The organism is Erwinia sp. AnSW2-5, assembly GCF_045107195.1.
Lineage (GTDB): Bacteria > Pseudomonadota > Gammaproteobacteria > Enterobacterales > Enterobacteriaceae > Erwinia.
Map to the genome: position 1 here is coordinate 121990 of NZ_JBJGXA010000001.1, position 16129 is coordinate 138118.

Here is a 16129-nt window from a genome sequence, read left to right on the forward strand (position 1 = left end):
ATCTTTCACAAGTGAGTTATGAAATGATTACTTATAAAATATTTGAGGGAGATTTCCTCACCGATATGCCTGTTATTGATGTTTCAGTTAACGTAATGCGTTTTCGTGATCCTGAAAACTATGAATATAATATATTGATCAATCGGGTGATGATGACGGAAGGGCAGACGGTGGTCACCTTCTGCGAAAAACAGATGCAGACGATGCAAAATACGCTTCCTGGCTTTAAGAGTGAAGGTAAGCAGCTTGAACATAACATTGGACCGGCAAAACTTCCCGTGGTCCAGGTTGCCCATCGCTATCTTGAAAATGGCAACTATGTCCGTCAGGTTCAGTCTTATGTCCAACTTCCTCAACACCCGGACTACAATCCTGGGAATAACATGCTGATGGTTTTTACCCTGGTTGCGGAACAGGATTTCACTGAATTTCAACGCAAGCATTATGTTCAGGTGATTAATTCATTTGCACCAAAAACGAAACCAATCAAAGAAGACTAATTTTATCCTATTCCTGAGGGGGGGGGCACGACAAAACCGACCTCCTCTCAATATTTATCGTTTATCTTTAACGATTATCTTACAGGCAAAGTGTTTTTCTTTCGTTTTTTCTGCAGGTTAAAATAAATTTTGCATAGTTGTAAAAATCGGCTTTGTTTTCCATTCTCATCTTTCTTGATGCGTTTCGCCAATGAACATGAATCGTTTTTTCAGAGCGATTTAATTGGCCGGAAATGACATTGATATCATCCCCCCGTCCTATCGATAACATTATTTTTGTTTCGGTTAGAGATAATTGTTCATGTTTTTTCAACCCCGTAATGTTATAAAAATCATCATTGCTATATTCATCGATTTTCAAACTGGCAATGAAAATTATCTTTCCAATCATCCATTTTATATCAGTTGTTTTTTTATTTTTACAAGCAAAAGGGATATGCAAGGTTGATTTTTTATTGTTGGGGTTTAACTCGTCATCTTTTATTTTTTTATTATATAAGTTTATGCTGATAGACGAATCTCTAAATATGATGTTTAGCATCTCGCCCTCCTCCTGTTGCTGGCCGTCAGTAATCAATAAAAAATCATGAATTTTATCTTCTGGAAACATTTCTTGAATCAAAAATCCCAGCCCTTTTTTGTAGAAAATATTTTCACTTTCAATTGAAATTTTCATGATTACCTCGATTTCCGTATCGCGAGTATGTTTTTCCCTAATTGTACAGTTAAATGAAAAAGGCCATTTATCACTTTATGGTGACTTGATTTATTTAGAGTGTTCCTCTGCCTTTTAGAGAATTAGCGATGTTTTTTATGGGTGTCAGCACGTCATTCTCTTTTCTGGTCTCTTCCTGTTAAGGGATGGGATAATAAAATTTAAAATCCTCCCAAATGACCTCTGCTTGTTGCTATTGATCCTGATGGAAAATGCGTTCGTCCATCTCTCTGAGAAAGTCAGCCATCGCGTTTATGCTGTTTTTCCGCCCATTTTTATACTTTTTTTACACTCCAGCCCTGCATTTTTACATCAACTTTGCACGCGACTCGCAACAATAGCGCTACTGAAAAACGCCTCTGGAGGTGTGTTGTGAGCATCGCTGTCATTACTGGCATTGTGCTGGTCTGTTTGCTGCTGGGCTACCTGGTGTATGCCCTGATCCGTGCGGAGGAATTCTAATGGCCGTACCTGCTTTTTTACTGATTGCCAGTTATATGGCGTTGTTGATGCTGCTGGCCCGTCCACTCGGGAAAGGGCTGGCACGGCTGGTCGATGATCGCGCAATACCGGGTCTGGCTGGCATGGAACGAGCCCTGTGGCGCATCAGTGGTGTTGCTCCGGAAGGTATGAGCTGGCGGCGTTATCTGTTGGCGATCCTGCTGTTCAATGCCTGCGGCTTACTGCTGCTGTTTGTCATGCTGGCGAATCAGGGGAGTTTGCCGCTGAACCCACAGCAGCTACCCAACCTGAGCTGGCACCTGGCGCTCAACACTGCCGTCAGCTTTGTCACCAACACGAACTGGCAGTCGTACGCCGGGGAAAGCACCCTGAGCTATTTCAGCCAGATGGTCGGGCTGACCGTTCAGAACTTCCTCTCGGCGGCTACCGGGATCGCCGTGGCCTTCGCGCTGATGCGCGGATTTGCCCGTCGTGCAATGGGTGAGCTGGGTAACGCCTGGCGCGATATTACCCGCATTACGCTGTATGTCCTGCTGCCGCTCTCGCTATTGATGGCGTTGTTCCTCGTCAGCCAGGGTGTGCTGCAAAACGTCGACAGCTATCTGAGCCTGACCACGCTGGAAGGGGTGAAGCAGACGCTGCCGATGGGACCGGTCGCCTCGCAGGAAGCGATCAAAATGATCGGCACCAACGGCGGTGGCTTCTTTAACGTCAACTCCGCACATCCGTTCGAAAACCCGACGGTATACAGCAATTTTGTCCAGATGCTGGCGATCTTCCTGATCCCGGCGGGGTTGTGCTTTGCCTTTGGTGAGGTGGTGCGCGATGCCCGTCAGGGACATGTGCTGCTGTGGACGATGTCGCTGATGTTCATCCTGGCGGTGGCCGTGGTGATGTGGGCCGAGCTGAATGGCAATCCGCACTTCCTCACGCTGGGCGCGGATAGCGCCATCAATATGGAAGGCAAGGAGACGCGCTTTGGCATCCTCAACTCCAGCCTGTTTGCGGTGATTACCACGGCAGCCTCCTGCGGTGCCGTCAACGCCATGCACGATTCTTTTACCGCACTCGGTGGCATGGTGCCGATGTGGCTGATGCAAATCGGCGAAGTGGTGTTCGGCGGCGTGGGCGCGGGGCTTTACGGCATGCTGCTGTTTGTGCTGCTGGCGGTGTTTATTGCCGGGCTGATGATCGGTCGCTCGCCGGAGTATCTCGGTAAAAAGATCGACGTCTGGGAAATGAAAATGACCGCGCTGGCGATCCTGGTGACACCGAGCCTGGTGCTGCTGGGCACTGCGCTGGCGATGATGACCGAGGCCGGGCGTAGCGGCATGCTTAACCCCGGCATACATGGTTTCTCGGAAGTGCTGTATGCCGTCTCCTCGGCGGCCAATAACAACGGCAGCGCCTTTGCCGGACTGAGTGCGAACACGCCGTTCTGGAACCTGCTGCTGGCGTTCTGCATGTTGGTGGGCCGCTTTGGCATCATCATTCCTGTACTGGCGATTGCCGGTTCTCTGGCGCTGAAAAAGGTCCAGCCCGCGGGCCAGGGCACGCTGCCGACCCACGGCGCGCTGTTTATCGCCCTGCTGGCAGGCACGGTGTTGCTGGTGGGTGCGCTGACCTTTATCCCGGCGCTGGCCTTAGGGCCGGTGGCGGAACATCTGCAAATGATCGGTCGTTAACGGGCGGAGAAGAGACATGAGTCGTAATCAACAAGCGCTGTTTGATGGGGCGCTGATGCGTGTCGCGCTGCTCGATGCGTTGAAAAAACTGGACCCGCGCACTCAGGTGCGCAACCCGGTGATGTTTGTGGTGTGGCTGGGTAGCGTGCTGACCACGTTGCTGGCTATCGCGATGGTTGCCGGGAAAACGCCAGGTGAAGCGGGCTTTACTGCCGCCATCGCCGTCTGGCTGTGGTTTACCGTGTTGTTTGCCAATATGGCGGAAGCGCTGGCGGAAGGGCGCAGTAAAGCCCAGGCCAACAGCCTGAAAGGCATCACTAAAACCAGCTTTGCCAAAAAACTTGCCGCGCCGGAATACGGTGCCAGCCACCAGTCAGTGGCAGCGGAGTCGCTGCGTAAAGGCGATTGGGTACTGGTGGAAGCGGGCGATATGATCCCCTGTGACGGCGAGGTTCTGGTGGGCGGTGCATCAGTGGATGAAAGCGCTATTACCGGGGAATCCGCACCGGTGATCCGTGAGTCCGGCGGTGACTTCTCCTCGGTGACCGGGGGGACACGTATTCTCTCTGACTGGCTGGTGGTGCAGTGTACTGTTAACCCGGGGGAAACCTTCCTCGACCGGATGATTGCGATGGTGGAAGGGGCCAAGCGGCGTAAAACGCCGAATGAGATCGCCCTGACCATCCTGCTGGTGGCGCTGACTATCGTGTTTCTGCTGGCTACCGCCACGCTCTATCCGTTTACGGCCTGGGCGGGTAACCCGGTCAACCTGACGGTACTGGTGGCGCTGCTGGTCTGCCTGATCCCCACGACGATTGGCGGCCTGCTGTCGGCGATTGGCGTGGCGGGTATGAGCCGGATGCTGGGGGCCAACGTGATCGCCACCAGTGGGCGCGCGGTTGAAGCGGCCGGAGATGTCGACGTCTTGCTGCTGGATAAAACCGGCACCATCACGCTGGGTAACCGCCAGGCGACACAGTTTCTGCCTGCCTCGGGCATCAGCGAACAGCAACTGGCCGATGCGGCACAGCTGGCCTCGCTGGCCGACGAAACCCCGGAAGGGCGCAGTATTGTGGTGCTGGCGAAGCAGAAATTTAATCTGCGCGAACGCGACCTGAAAAGCCTGGATGCGACGTTTATTCCGTTCTCGGCGCAGACGCGCATGAGCGGCGTGAATGTCCAGGACCGCACCGTGCGCAAAGGCGCGGTGGATGCAGTGCGCCGCTATATCGACAGCAACGGCGGCCAGTTCCCGTCAGAGGTTAACGGCCTTGTGGAGCAGGTGGCACGTGCAGGCGGCACACCGCTGGTGGTGTGCGATGGCGCGACGGTGCTGGGCGTGGTAGAGCTGAAAGATATTGTGAAGGGCGGCATTAAAGAGCGCTTCGCCGAGCTGCGTAAAATGGGCATTAAAACGGTGATGATCACCGGGGATAACCCGCTGACTGCCGCCGCGATTGCCGCCGAGGCCGGGGTTGATGATTTCCTGTCAGAAGCGACGCCTGAAGCCAAGCTGGCGCTGATCCGCCAGTATCAGGCCGAAGGACGGCTGGTGGCGATGACCGGTGATGGCACCAACGATGCCCCGGCGCTGGCGCAGGCTGATGTGGCGGTCGCCATGAACTCCGGCACCCAGGCGGCAAAAGAGGCGGGTAACATGGTGGATCTCGACTCCAACCCGACCAAACTGCTGGAAGTGGTGCATATCGGGAAACAGATGCTGATGACGCGCGGTTCCCTGACCACGTTCAGCATCGCCAACGATGTGGCGAAGTATTTTGCTATTATCCCGGCCGCGTTTGCTGCCACGCTGCCGCAGCTCAATATGCTGAATGTGATGCAGCTGCACTCGCCCAACTCCGCGATTCTGTCGGCGGTGATCTTTAACGCGCTGGTGATTGTGTTCCTGATCCCGCTGGCGTTGAAAGGGGTGAGCTATCGCCCGCTGAGTGCTGCCGCGTTGCTGCGTCGTAACCTGTGGTTGTATGGTGTCGGCGGTCTGCTGGTGCCGTTCGCCGGGATTAAACTGATTGATATGCTGCTGACCCTGCTGGGTATGGCATAAGGAAAAAATGATGAGCCAATTACGTCCTGCTCTGTTTTTGCTGATATTACTGACGCTGGTCACCGGGCTGCTCTATCCTCTGCTAACGACCGGGCTGGCACAGTGGTGGTTCCCGCAGCAGGCCAACGGTTCACTGCTGCGCCTGGAGGGCACCGTGCGCGGTTCGGCCCTGATCGGACAACGTTTCACGCGTGCGGACTATTTCCAGGGGCGGCCATCGGCCACGGGCGATGTGGCGTATAATCCGCTGGCATCGGGCGGCAGCAATCTGGCAGGCAGCAACCCGGCGTTGGACCAGGCTATTGCTGAACGCGTGGCGGCACTTCGTGCCGCAAACCCGCAGGCCAGCCATCAGGTGCCAGTCGATCTGGTCACTGCCAGCGGCAGCGGGCTGGACCCGCAAATTTCACCTGCGGCGGCACGCTGGCAGGCATCCCGCGTAGCGCAGGCGCGTCAGCTTCCACTGGATACGGTTGAACGGCTGATTGCCGATAATACGGTGACGCCGCGCCCGGCCTTTATCGGCGAACCCGGTGTTAACGTGCTGACGCTAAACCTGGCACTGGATGCACTGCAACATTAAGGAATCAGATGAACGACGAACTCCAGCGCCCTGACCCGGATGCGCTACTGCGCCTGGCGGCAGAAAGCCATCGCGGTAAGTTGAAAATTTACTTTGGTGCCTGCGCCGGCGTAGGGAAAACCTGGGCGATGCTCCAGGAAGCTCGCCGTCTGCGTGCGCAGGGGCTGGAGGTACTGGTGGGTGTGGTGGAAACCCATAACCGCCCGGAAACGGCCGCGCTGCTGGCCGGGCTGACGATATTGCCGCGACGTGCCACCGGGCAGCATCGCCACCTCGAATTTGACCTTGATGCCGCGCTGGCCAGCCATCCGGCGGTGATCCTGATGGACGAGCTGGCGCACAGCAACGCCCGTGGCTCACGCCACCCGAAACGCTGGCAGGACATTGAAGAGCTGCTGGACGCGGGCATTGACGTGATCACCACCGTCAACGTTCAGCATCTGGAAAGCCTGAACGATGTGGTCGGTGGCGTTACCGGCATCCGCGTGCGTGAAACTGTGCCTGACCCCTTTTTCGATGCTGCCGATGACGTGGTGCTGGTGGACCTGCCGCCGGATGACCTGCGTCAGCGGTTGAAAGAGGGCAAGGTCTATATCGGCAAGGGCGCCGAGCGCGCCATCGAAAACTTCTTCCGTAAAGGTAACCTGATCGCGCTGCGTGAACTGGCGCTGCGGCGCACCGCCGACCGCGTCGATGACCAGATGCGCGCCTGGCGTGATACCCAGGGACGCGAAAAAGTCTGGCACACGCGTGATGCCATCCTGCTGTGCATTGGTGATAACAGCGGCAGTGAAAAGCTGGTGCGCAGCGCTGCCCGCTTAGCGGCCCGGCTCGACAGCGTGTGGCACGCTGTGTATGTCGAAACCCCGCGTCTGCATCGCCTCTCTGAAGCGCGGCGGCGCGGCATTCTGCGCACGCTGCAACTGGCGCAGGACCTCGGCGCGGAAACTGCCACGCTGTCGGATCCGAGCGAAGCCAGCGCGGTGCTGCGTTACGCCCGCGAGCACAACCTTGGCAAAATTATTATTGGCCGCCGTCCGACCCGGCGCTGGTGGCGCGAACGTTTTGCCGACCGCCTGGGCGAACTGGGACCGGATCTCGATATTCTGATCGTCGCGCTGGATGACCCGCCGCCAGATGCCGCCAGTCCGCTGGCTTCCCGCGCAGGCGGCAATGAAGGTAAATGGCATGCGCAGCTGCGGGGCTGCGCCGCCGCGTTGTTACTCTGTGCGCTGGTGACGGTAGCCGGGCGCTGGCTGCTGCCAGCGGTTGATTCGGTTAACCTGGTGATGGTGTATCTGCTGGCGGTGGTGATTGTCGCGCTGCGCTACGGGCGCTGGCCGTCAGTGGTGGCGACACTGCTGAACATTGTCGCCTTTGATCTGGTATTCGTGGCACCGACCGGGACGATGGCGGTATCGGACGTGCAGTATCTGGTGACATTTAGCGTGATGCTGGCGGTGGGGGTCATCGTCGGCAATCTGACCGCCGGGGTGCGTTATCAGGCCCGGGTGGCGCGTTACCGTGAGCAGCGTGCGCACCATCTGTATGAGATGGCGAAAGCGCTCAGTCGGGCGCTCAGTCAGCGTGATATTGCCGCCACGCTCCAGCGCAGTGTAGAGAGCACCTTGCAGGCCCGCAGTGAGCTTTATCTGCCCGACGAACAGGGCGAGCTGGTGGCGGTGGGGGAAGCCCATCTTAGCGCCGTACCGGATCGGGCGATTGCCCGCTGGAGCTTTGATAAAGGGCAGCCTGCCGGGGCCGGAACCGATACGCTGCCGGGTGTCCCCTGGCAGATGCTGCCGCTGAAAAGCGGCAGTGAAACGCTGGGCCTGCTGATCCTCGAGCCTCTCAACCTGCGTCAGCTGATGATCCCCGAGCAGCAGCGGCTGGTTGAAACCTTCACCGTGCTGATCGCCAACGCGCTGGAACGCATGAACCTCAGCCAGCGCGAGGCGGTGTCCAGGCTGGCGGCAGAACGTGAACAGCTGCGTAATGCGCTGTTGTCTGCGCTCTCCCACGATCTGCGCACCCCGCTGACGGTGCTGTTTGGTCAGGCTGAAATTCTTACCCTCGATCTGGCCTCAGAGCACTCGCCGTATGCGCCGCAGGCCAGTGCTATGCGTGAGCAGACGCTGAACACCATCCGGCTGGTGAATAACCTGCTGGATATGGCGCGCTTGCAGTCCGGTGGTTTTCAGCTGAAGCGTGAGTGGATGGCGCTGGACGAATTAGTCGGCAGCACGCTGCGTCAGCTATCCGCACTGCTGGCCGGGCGCACTATCTCGCTCGACCTGCCTCCGATGCTGCTGATGGACGTCGATGGTCCACTAATGGAGCGGGTGATCAGTAATCTGCTGGAAAATGCACTGAAATATGCAGGTCCTGCGGCGAACATCGGGATACGTGCCACACAGCCTTCAGCGCAACGATTGATGCTGGAAGTGTGGGATGACGGGCCGGGCATTGCCAGCGGTCAGGAGCAGAGGATTTTCGAGAAGTTCTCCCGGGGTAACAAAGAGTCGGCCGTGCCGGGGGTCGGGCTGGGGCTGGCGATTTGTCAGGCAATAGTCACTCTGCATGACGGCACTATCCATGCAGAGAACCGACCACAGGGCGGGGCACGCTTTATCATCAGCCTGCCACTCACCCCGCCACCGCTGATTGAGGATTATTTGGATTGATGTGCCGCAATAAATTCTGCGGCACGCGCTGCACCCTGCGCTGAAATGGTATGGCCGACGCCCGGTTCGAACTGGCTGGTCACCTGCACGCCGAGGTCACGCAGACGCTGTTCTGCCGCCTGGCCTTCCTGCACCGGGATCACGCCGTCGGCCATGCCGTGCAGCACCAGTACCGGCGTATTCAGTGCCGGGGTGAACGGCTGTGGTGACGACAGCCGACCGGAGAACGCCACAATCCCGGCGACCGGCCAACGGCCCGACACCAGCGCATCCAGTGCCATAATCGACCCCTGTGAGAAGCCGACCAGGAACACCTTATCCAGACTGTCGCTCATCTGATGCTGATCGAGGATCGCCTGTAGTGTCTGGTCAAAGGCGGCACGCGCTTCAGCCACACGTGCGGGACGGTTTTCCGGAGTAATACCCGCCAGGCTGAACCACTGCCAGCCTGCGCCATGTTCAAAGTGATACGGTGCATTGGGGCTGGCAAAGCTGACGCCAGGCAGGGTGGGTGCCCAGTGGTCGCCCAGGCCTGCCAGATCATCGCCGCTGCTGCCAACGCCGTGCAGTAAAATAACCAATCCTTTCGACATTGTTTGCCTCGTAAATCAGATTAAAAACCGTAGCCGCTCATGTCTGGCCCGGCGGGCACAATCCCGTTGGGGTTCAGTGCCTTAATAGAGTAATAGCCCTGCTTGATATGATCGATACTGACCGTCTCGCGAACGCCGGGCAGCGCCAGCAGACGTTGCAGGTAAGCATTCAGCGCCGGGAAGTCGCGTAACTGACGCAGGTTGCACTTAAACAGACCGTGATAGGCCACGTCAAAGCGGATCAGCGTCACGAACAGGCGAATATCGGCTTCGGTCAGGACATCATCAAACAGATAAGGCCCACGGTTGCTCAGGCGTGTTTCCAGCTCAGCCAGCATCCCGAACACATCATTAAAGGCTTCGCGGTAGCTGATGGCGGTGGTGGCAAACCCGGCGCGGTAAACACCGTTGTTCAGGCGCGGATAGATCTCCGCGTTGAGCGCGTCAATCTCGGCCCGCAGGGCTTCAGGGTACAGATCGACAGACTGTGTGGCCAGCGCACCAAAGCCACTGTTGAACATGCGCACGATATCGGCCGATTCATTACTGACGATAGTGCCGGTTTTCTTATCCCACAGCACCGGCACCGTTGCCCGCCCGGTGAAACTGTCGTCGGCACGCGTGTACAACTGATGCAGGTATTCCGCATGGTTCAGCGTATCGCGGTCTGCGCCAGGGAAGTCGCCAAAGTGCCAGCCTTCATCGGTCAGCTGTGGCTCAACGACGGAGACGCTGATGACCGCCTCCAGCCCTTTCAGCTTACGGGCGATTAACGTGCGCGAAGCCCACGGACAGATCAGCGCCACATACAGGTGGTAGCGATCCGGCTCGGCCAGAAAGCCGCTGCTGCCATCCGCCGTCACCCAGTGACGGAAGCTGGAAGTCTGACGAACAAAGCCACCTTTTTCATCCGTGGCCTGTACCGGGTGCCACTCTGCCGTCCATTTACCGTTTACCAGCATCAGTCGTTTCTCAGTTCAGGCGTGAAGCAGGCAGGGAGGCTTTCAGCGCGTATTTTCCGTCACCGATCAACGCCAGTACCAGCAGGCTGATGGTCCAGAATACCGGGTATTCCCAGCCGCCGTTCGGGTTGGTGAACCAGAAACCGGCCGGACCGTGAACGGTAGCAATCGCACCCAACAGGACCGGGATCAGCAGCAGAGCGGCAATGCGCGGACGGTAGCCGACGATCAGTGCCACAGCACCCAGCACTTCCCAGACGATGGTGACGTAAGCCAGCCCGCCGGGCAGGCCCAGTGACTCAAAGAATTTCGCGGTGCCCGCCGGAGTAAAGACAAAAAACTTCAGGCCAGCGTGTGCCAGGAACAGGATGCCAAGAGAAAGACGCAGGATCAGCGCGGCCCAGGGGGCGGTACGGGTATCAGTCATGATGAGGTGCCTTATAAAGTGTGAGTGCCAGAGTTGATAAGACACACTCTACACTCATTCCTCAGTGCTGATTATCCCGCCAATCACGCAATGATTCCTTCCGATTTGGAACGAATCACCAGCCCTGATCCCACTCCGGTTTCCCGGCGTAGTAGTGGACCAGAAAGTCGATTAGCGCGCGGACTTTGTGCGCCAGATGGCGGGCGGGAGGATAGACGGCGTGCAGGCCGAGCGGGGGGATCTCACTCTCTATCAGCAGAGGCCGGATGGTCCCTGCACGCAGGGCTGGCCCGGCAATAAAAGTCGGCAGCCGGGCAATACCCAGCCCGCTGAGTGCAGCGATCAGGCAGGCTTCGGCATTGGAAAAGCGCAGACGACCATGCACCGGCACGGTTTCGCCCTCGCTGCCGAACGGCCAGTGATAAGGATCGCGGAAATTGGTGTCGATAATGCAGTTATGTTCGGCTAACTGCGGATAGTGCGTGGGAATACCGTGCTGCTGCAAATAGTCATCGCTGGCGGCGATCACCACGCGCATATCGATCAGGCGGCGGGCGATCAGGCTGCTGTCGCTCAGTTTTCCAATGCGGATGGCGACGTCAAATCCTTCATCAACGATATTGACGACGCGGTCAGAGAAGCTGACATCCAGTTCAATTTCCGGGAACTCGCGGGCAAAGGCGATCAGCGCCGGAGCCAGCTGGCTGGCACCAAACGTGATGGGGGCGCTGAGTTTGATGCGCCCCGAGGGTTTCCCCGCCGCGTGGCGCACCGAAGCATCGAGCGCATCCCATTCATCCAGCAGATGTTTGACCTGGGAAAAATAGGCCTGCCCGACTTCAGTGGGGGACAGTGCGCGCGTGCTGCGTTTCAGCAGCTGCACGCCCAGCTCTTTTTCCAGTTTAGACACCAGCTTAGAGGCCTGGCCGCTGCTGGTCCCCAGCCGGGCCGCCGCGGCGGCAAAGCTGCCCAGTTCCAGCACCGCCACAAACATTCGATCGCAATCCAGACGTTCCACGGTTTTCCCTTGTTTACAGAAAAACGGGCCGGGCATGCCCGGCCCCTACGATGAGGTCACGTAGGGGCGAGGCATGCCTCGCCCACGTTTTCGGGCATGTCTCGCCCTGATGACACCATTAAACCAGCCGCGTACCGCTTTGTGCATCAAACAGATGGATTTTTTCGGGATTGATATCAAGCGCAAGGGATTGCAGGGGGTCCAGCGCCACGCGCCCGGCGAACTGAATATGCAGGGGAAAGCCCTGCCATTCGGCGTGCAGCAGGCTGGATTCGCCGGTCACTTCCAGCACCTTCAGCAGCGCGGGGGGATGGGCGGTGTGGCTTGTCTGGATAAAATCATGGGCGCGCAACCCGACGATCACCGGCTGCGATCCCTGTTGCCGGGCGCTGTCGTGCCAGCGAGCGGGCAGAGGAAACCACAGTCCGTTACAGTTTACGCCGGGAAGGCCATCGCGCGTTTCCAGCTCACCTGCCAGCAGATTCATCGGCGGTGATCCAATAAAGCGTGCGACAAAGGTATTCACCGGATGGTCGTAGATCTCCAGCGGCTTGCCCTGCTGCACAATCATCCCATCGCGCATCACCACAATACGGTCGGCCAGCGTCATGGCTTCTACCTGATCATGGGTGACATACACCATAGTGGTTTTAAAGCGCTGGTGCAGCGATTTGATCTCCGCACGCAGCTCCATACGCAGCTGGGCGTCCAGGTTCGACAGCGGTTCATCAAACAAAAACACCTGCGGATTACGTATCATCGCCCGGCCCATCGCCACACGCTGACGCTGGCCGCCAGAGAGGGCGCGCGGATAGCGGTTCAGCAGTTTATCAATGCCGAGAATGCTGGCGATCCGTGCAATGCGGCTCTGCTGTTCGTCACGCTTAACCCGTTTAACCTGCATATGAAACGCCAGGTTTTCCGCCACCGTCAGATGCGGATACAGCGCGTAGCTCTGAAACACCATCGCGATATCGCGATCCGCCGGATCGAGATCGTTTATCTGCCGATCGTCCAGCAGGATCGCCCCGTCAGACAGCGTGTCCAGCCCGGCCAGCAGACGCAGCAGGGTGGATTTTCCGCAGCCGGAAGGGCCGACCAGCACGGTAAAGCTGCCATCTTCAATCGTCAGATCGAGCGGGTGCAACACCGTGTGCTTATCGTAACGTTTCGTGACTTTGACCAGTTCAACGCGTGCCATTCTGTTTTCCTGTGGTGACGGGCGAGGCATGCCTCGCCCCTACAATGGACAGGCTGCGTCGTCCTGTAGGGCGCGGGCATGCCCGACCCGGTTTTCGACACAATTAACCTTTGCTGCCGCCGCTGGCCAGCCCGCCCACCAGGCTTTTTTGCAGCCAGATGGCGATCAGCAACGGCGGTAATGAGGCGAGGATACCCACGGCGGCGATCAGGCCGTCATCGGTGGCGCGTCCGGCAGTAAATCCGGCGATGGTCACGGGCAGCGTTTGCGCATCGAGATTACTGGTAAACAGCAGCGCATAGAAAAACTCATCCCACGCCAGCAGCCAGCCGAACAGCGCCGAGGCACCCAGCACCGGTTTTGCCAGCGGCAACGTGATACGCAGCAGCACTTGCCAGAAGTGCAGGCCATCCAGGCGGGCTGCCTGCTCAATATCGCGTGGCAGGGCATCAAACTGGTTTTTCAGCATCCACGTCAGGAACGGCAGGATCAGTGAGCAGTAGACCAGCACCAACCCGAGATGGGTGTTCAGCAGGCTGAGTTGTTGCAGCACAAAATAGAGCGGCAGCACAAAGGCCACGGGCGGCACCATATAGATCGCCAGCGCCGCGAACAGCCACAGATCGCGCCCGGCATAGCGCGAGAAGCTGAAGGCAGCGGGCACCGCCAGCAGCAGGGAAATCAGCGTGGCAAAACCCGCCACCAGCAGACTGTTGCCCAGCGCATGCAGAAACAGTTCGCCGGGCTGACCGGGGGTGAGTGACAACAGCGCGCGGTAACGGCTGAAGTCCCACTGGCGCGGCAGCCACTCCAGCGGAATACGCGTCAGATCGCTGTTGGCGCTGACGCTCATCAGAAACAGCCACAGCATCGGCCCGAGAATCGATGCCGCCAGCAGCAGAGCGGCGGCATACAGTAAAACGCGGCGCAGTTTACGTTTCATCAGCAAGACTCCTGCGGCGCTGGCGGTAGAGCATCGCCATATACAGTGCGATCAGCACGCTGCACATCAGCGTCATCAGAATGGCGTAAGCCGCCCCGCTGCCCGCCCGCAGATAGCTGAATGACTCCTGATAGACATAGAAACTGAGGGTTTTGGTGCTGTCGACCGGGCCGCCGCGCGTCATCACATAGATGATGTCGAACACTTTAAACGCGTCGATAGTACGCAGCACCAGTGCCACACTTAGCGCACCGACAATGGCCGGAAAGGTGATGGCGCGAAAACGCCGCCACGCCGGCGCACCGTCGAGCCGCGCAGCTTCATACAGATCCTCGGGAATCGACTGCATGGCGGCCAGCACCAGCAGCGTCACCAGCGGATAGTTTTTCCATACGTCGGCCAGCATCACCGCATTGAGCGCAGAGTCCGGGGAACCGAGCCAGCTGCGATAGCCGTCGATAATCCCTGCCTGGGTCAGCAGGGCATTAATGCTGCCGTAATCCGGGTTGAAATTCAGTCGCCACATCATGGCGTTCACAATAGTGGGCAGCGCCCAGGGCAGGATCACCAGCACGCGCAGCACGTTGCGGCCGGTAAATTTTTGGTTCAGCAGCAGCGCGACGAGCACGCCGATCACCCCCTCCAGCGCCACGGAGATCACCGTGAAATAGAGCGTGCGGCCAATCGCCGCACGAAAATCCGGGTCGGTCAGGGCGTAGAGATAGTTATCCAGCCCGACGTAACCGGTCTGTGCGCCGCTGCCGATCAGCTCGGCATCGGTAAAACTGAGCCAGATAGTGCGCAGCAGCGGCCAGGCGGTTAGCATGGCCATCACGATCAGCATGGGTGCCAGAAGCACCCATGCCTGACGCTGCTCACGGTGTTGCAGACTGAGCATGGCGTTCCCTTAATGCAGTCGGGCTGCGCTTTTCGTCACCGCTTCCATGGCTGATTGCGGTGTCTGCTGGCCTTGCAATACCTGCTGAAGCTGCTGTTGCAGACCATTCGACAGGCGCGAGTAGTCGGCCGTAATCGGGCGCATCAGCATCACATCGAGGGATTTTTTCGCCGCAGCTATCAGCGGCTCCTGGCCTTTCTGTACGGACGGATCGTCGTAGGAGGATTTCCAGACAGGCAGGCTGAGTTTGGCGTATTTATCCTGCACCGGCTGCGACGTCAGATAACGCACATACTGCCAGGCCTGATCCTGGTGGGCGCTGGTCTGGGTGACGCCCAGCCCCATCGAACCGTTCATCGCTGCCACTTTGCCCGGCTGCTCCGACGGTGCCGGAACAATCCCCACATCACCGGCCACTTTGCTCTGCTTCGGATCGTTGGCCATGTTGTACATATAGGTCCAGTTCAGGGCAAAGGCGGCATCGCCATTGGAGAACACCTTACGTACGTCCTCTTCCAGATACTCGCGAGAGTTCGGGTTGGTGACGCCCTTATCCAGCGACTCTTTCATAAAGGTGACGGCTTTCACCGATCCGGCATCGCTGAAGTTCAGCTTACCGTTTTGGTAGAACTGGCCGCCAAAGGCTGACACCAGCGTGGTGTAGTCGCACACCAGCGCTTCAGCCTGGGACCAGCTCCACACCAGCGGGTATTTAACGATGCCTTTATCCTGCAAAATCTTGGACTGATCCATCACCTGCTGCCAGGTGGTCGGTGGGTTCGCAATGCCAGCTTTTGCCAGCATCGCTTTGTTATAGAAGAGATATTTGGTGTCGAGGATCCACGGCATGCCCCACAGTTTTTTGTCCCAGCTGACCGTATTCCAGGCACCGTCGAACACCTTCGCTTTCTCGTCGGCGCTCACCTGGCTGGTGATATCTTTTAGCAGGCCAAATTTGGCAAATTCCGCGGGCCACATATCGTCAAACAGCACCACATCGTAGCCGTCACTGCCTGCGCCGCGTGCCGCGATAATTTTATCGTGCAGGGCTTCATAGGGCACAAACTCAAGATTAATGGTGACATCCGGGTTGGCTTTTTCGAAATCGCTGGTCATGGCACGCACGTCGCTTTCGCTGTAGGCGGCCTGAGACATAAACAGGGCGTTGAGTTGTGTTTTTGCAGAGGCAGCGCCGGAGGCACTCAGGGCAAGCAGAGTTATCAGGCAAGCGGTGGATTTTTTCATTACTTACTCCATTTAACCTAAAAAGGAAGCGGTCAGAACAAGGTCTTATTCGCCTGGATCAATAGAATGTCTGAGCCGCACAACATCATCGGCCCAGACATTTATTATTGTCGTAAATAATTCAAAGGTAGAACTTTATTATTGGAAC

General features: G+C 57.7%; 15 protein-coding genes. 6 read left to right on the forward strand and 9 right to left on the reverse strand.

Annotated features, from left to right (window positions below; all coding sequences use genetic code 11):
- The first annotated feature begins 23 nt into the window (after positions 1–23).
- Positions 24–500, forward strand: a complete 477-nt coding sequence (locus tag ACFL9S_RS00490; protein WP_405259656.1) for a DcrB-related protein — start codon at positions 24–26, stop codon at positions 498–500.
- 79 nt (positions 501–579) lie between these two features.
- Here the strand turns inward: ACFL9S_RS00490 and ACFL9S_RS00495 are convergent, their stop codons facing one another.
- Entirely contained in the window at positions 580–1176 is a 597-nt protein-coding gene (locus ACFL9S_RS00495) for a LuxR C-terminal-related transcriptional regulator (RefSeq protein ID WP_405259657.1), read from the reverse strand.
- Between the two features lie 411 nt (positions 1177–1587).
- On the opposite strand from ACFL9S_RS00495, the gene kdpF reads away from it, so the two are divergent.
- The 5 genes from kdpF to kdpD are packed head-to-tail and all read left to right on the forward strand — an operon-like array spanning position 1588 to position 8694.
- The gene (gene kdpF / locus ACFL9S_RS00500) at positions 1588–1677 is read left to right on the forward strand and encodes a K(+)-transporting ATPase subunit F (RefSeq protein WP_405259658.1); all 90 of its coding nucleotides are present in this window, start codon (positions 1588–1590) and stop codon (positions 1675–1677) included.
- On the forward strand, positions 1677–3362 hold the full coding sequence (gene kdpA / locus ACFL9S_RS00505) for a potassium-transporting ATPase subunit KdpA (protein WP_405259659.1): 1686 nt from the start codon (positions 1677–1679) through the stop codon (positions 3360–3362). Before kdpF ends, kdpA begins: the two co-directional genes overlap by 1 nt.
- A 16-nt stretch (positions 3363–3378) precedes the next feature.
- Positions 3379–5427 carry a potassium-transporting ATPase subunit KdpB gene (kdpB, locus tag ACFL9S_RS00510; RefSeq protein ID WP_405259660.1) on the forward strand — a complete coding sequence of 683 codons (2049 nt, stop codon included), beginning with the start codon at positions 3379–3381 and terminating at the stop codon, positions 5425–5427.
- 10 nt (positions 5428–5437) lie between these two features.
- Positions 5438–6010: a potassium-transporting ATPase subunit KdpC gene (gene kdpC / locus ACFL9S_RS00515; RefSeq protein ID WP_405259661.1), complete on the forward strand. Its 573-nt coding sequence runs from the start codon at positions 5438–5440 to the stop codon at positions 6008–6010.
- Positions 6011–6018: 8 nt separating this feature from the next.
- The gene (kdpD, locus tag ACFL9S_RS00520; RefSeq protein ID WP_405259662.1) at positions 6019–8694 is read left to right on the forward strand and encodes a two-component system sensor histidine kinase KdpD; all 2676 of its coding nucleotides are present in this window, start codon (positions 6019–6021) and stop codon (positions 8692–8694) included.
- Here kdpD and ACFL9S_RS00525 read toward each other — a convergent pair.
- From ACFL9S_RS00525 to ACFL9S_RS00560, 8 genes are all read right to left on the reverse strand, one after another.
- Positions 8682–9287 (reverse strand): alpha/beta hydrolase, encoded by a 606-nt coding sequence (locus ACFL9S_RS00525; protein WP_405259663.1) that lies wholly within the window; start codon positions 9285–9287, stop codon positions 8682–8684. The genes kdpD and ACFL9S_RS00525 overlap by 13 nt on opposite strands.
- A gap of 20 nt (positions 9288–9307) precedes the next feature.
- Complete coding sequence (locus ACFL9S_RS00530) at positions 9308–10249, reverse strand: glutathione S-transferase family protein (RefSeq protein WP_405259664.1); 942 nt, start codon at positions 10247–10249, stop codon at positions 9308–9310.
- Between the two features lie 10 nt (positions 10250–10259).
- Positions 10260–10676 (reverse strand): DoxX family protein, encoded by a 417-nt coding sequence (locus ACFL9S_RS00535; RefSeq protein WP_405259666.1) that lies wholly within the window; start codon positions 10674–10676, stop codon positions 10260–10262.
- Positions 10677–10791: 115 nt separating this feature from the next.
- Positions 10792–11694 (reverse strand): LysR substrate-binding domain-containing protein, encoded by a 903-nt coding sequence (locus ACFL9S_RS00540; RefSeq protein WP_405259667.1) that lies wholly within the window; start codon positions 11692–11694, stop codon positions 10792–10794.
- 118 nt (positions 11695–11812) lie between these two features.
- Positions 11813–12895: an ABC transporter ATP-binding protein gene (locus ACFL9S_RS00545; protein WP_405259668.1), complete on the reverse strand. Its 1083-nt coding sequence runs from the start codon at positions 12893–12895 to the stop codon at positions 11813–11815.
- A gap of 103 nt (positions 12896–12998) precedes the next feature.
- Entirely contained in the window at positions 12999–13838 is an 840-nt protein-coding gene (locus tag ACFL9S_RS00550; RefSeq protein ID WP_405259669.1) for a carbohydrate ABC transporter permease, read from the reverse strand.
- Complete coding sequence (locus ACFL9S_RS00555) at positions 13828–14736, reverse strand: carbohydrate ABC transporter permease (RefSeq protein ID WP_405259670.1); 909 nt, start codon at positions 14734–14736, stop codon at positions 13828–13830. Before ACFL9S_RS00555 ends, ACFL9S_RS00550 begins: the two co-directional genes overlap by 11 nt.
- Before the next feature lie 9 nt (positions 14737–14745).
- Positions 14746–15981 (reverse strand): extracellular solute-binding protein, encoded by a 1236-nt coding sequence (locus ACFL9S_RS00560; RefSeq protein ID WP_405259671.1) that lies wholly within the window; start codon positions 15979–15981, stop codon positions 14746–14748.
- Between the last annotated feature and the right edge of the window lie 148 nt (positions 15982–16129).

Coding starts and splice junctions, on each gene's coding strand:
- kdpD (WP_405259662.1), top strand. CDS start 6,019: ATGAACGACGAACTCCAGCGCCCTGACCCGGATGCGCTACTGCGCCTG.
- ACFL9S_RS00525 (WP_405259663.1), bottom strand. CDS start 9,287: ATGTCGAAAGGATTGGTTATTTTACTGCACGGCGTTGGCAGCAGCGGC.
- ACFL9S_RS00545 (WP_405259668.1), bottom strand. CDS start 12,895: ATGGCACGCGTTGAACTGGTCAAAGTCACGAAACGTTACGATAAGCAC.
- ACFL9S_RS00550 (WP_405259669.1), bottom strand. CDS start 13,838: ATGAAACGTAAACTGCGCCGCGTTTTACTGTATGCCGCCGCTCTGCTG.
- ACFL9S_RS00535 (WP_405259666.1), bottom strand. CDS start 10,676: ATGACTGATACCCGTACCGCCCCCTGGGCCGCGCTGATCCTGCGTCTT.
- ACFL9S_RS00555 (WP_405259670.1), bottom strand. CDS start 14,736: ATGCTCAGTCTGCAACACCGTGAGCAGCGTCAGGCATGGGTGCTTCTG.
- kdpC (WP_405259661.1), top strand. CDS start 5,438: ATGAGCCAATTACGTCCTGCTCTGTTTTTGCTGATATTACTGACGCTG.
- ACFL9S_RS00530 (WP_405259664.1), bottom strand. CDS start 10,249: ATGCTGGTAAACGGTAAATGGACGGCAGAGTGGCACCCGGTACAGGCC.
- kdpB (WP_405259660.1), top strand. CDS start 3,379: ATGAGTCGTAATCAACAAGCGCTGTTTGATGGGGCGCTGATGCGTGTC.
- kdpA (WP_405259659.1), top strand. CDS start 1,677: ATGGCCGTACCTGCTTTTTTACTGATTGCCAGTTATATGGCGTTGTTG.
- ACFL9S_RS00495 (WP_405259657.1), bottom strand. CDS start 1,176: ATGAAAATTTCAATTGAAAGTGAAAATATTTTCTACAAAAAAGGGCTG.
- ACFL9S_RS00560 (WP_405259671.1), bottom strand. CDS start 15,981: ATGAAAAAATCCACCGCTTGCCTGATAACTCTGCTTGCCCTGAGTGCC.
- ACFL9S_RS00490 (WP_405259656.1), top strand. CDS start 24: ATGATTACTTATAAAATATTTGAGGGAGATTTCCTCACCGATATGCCT.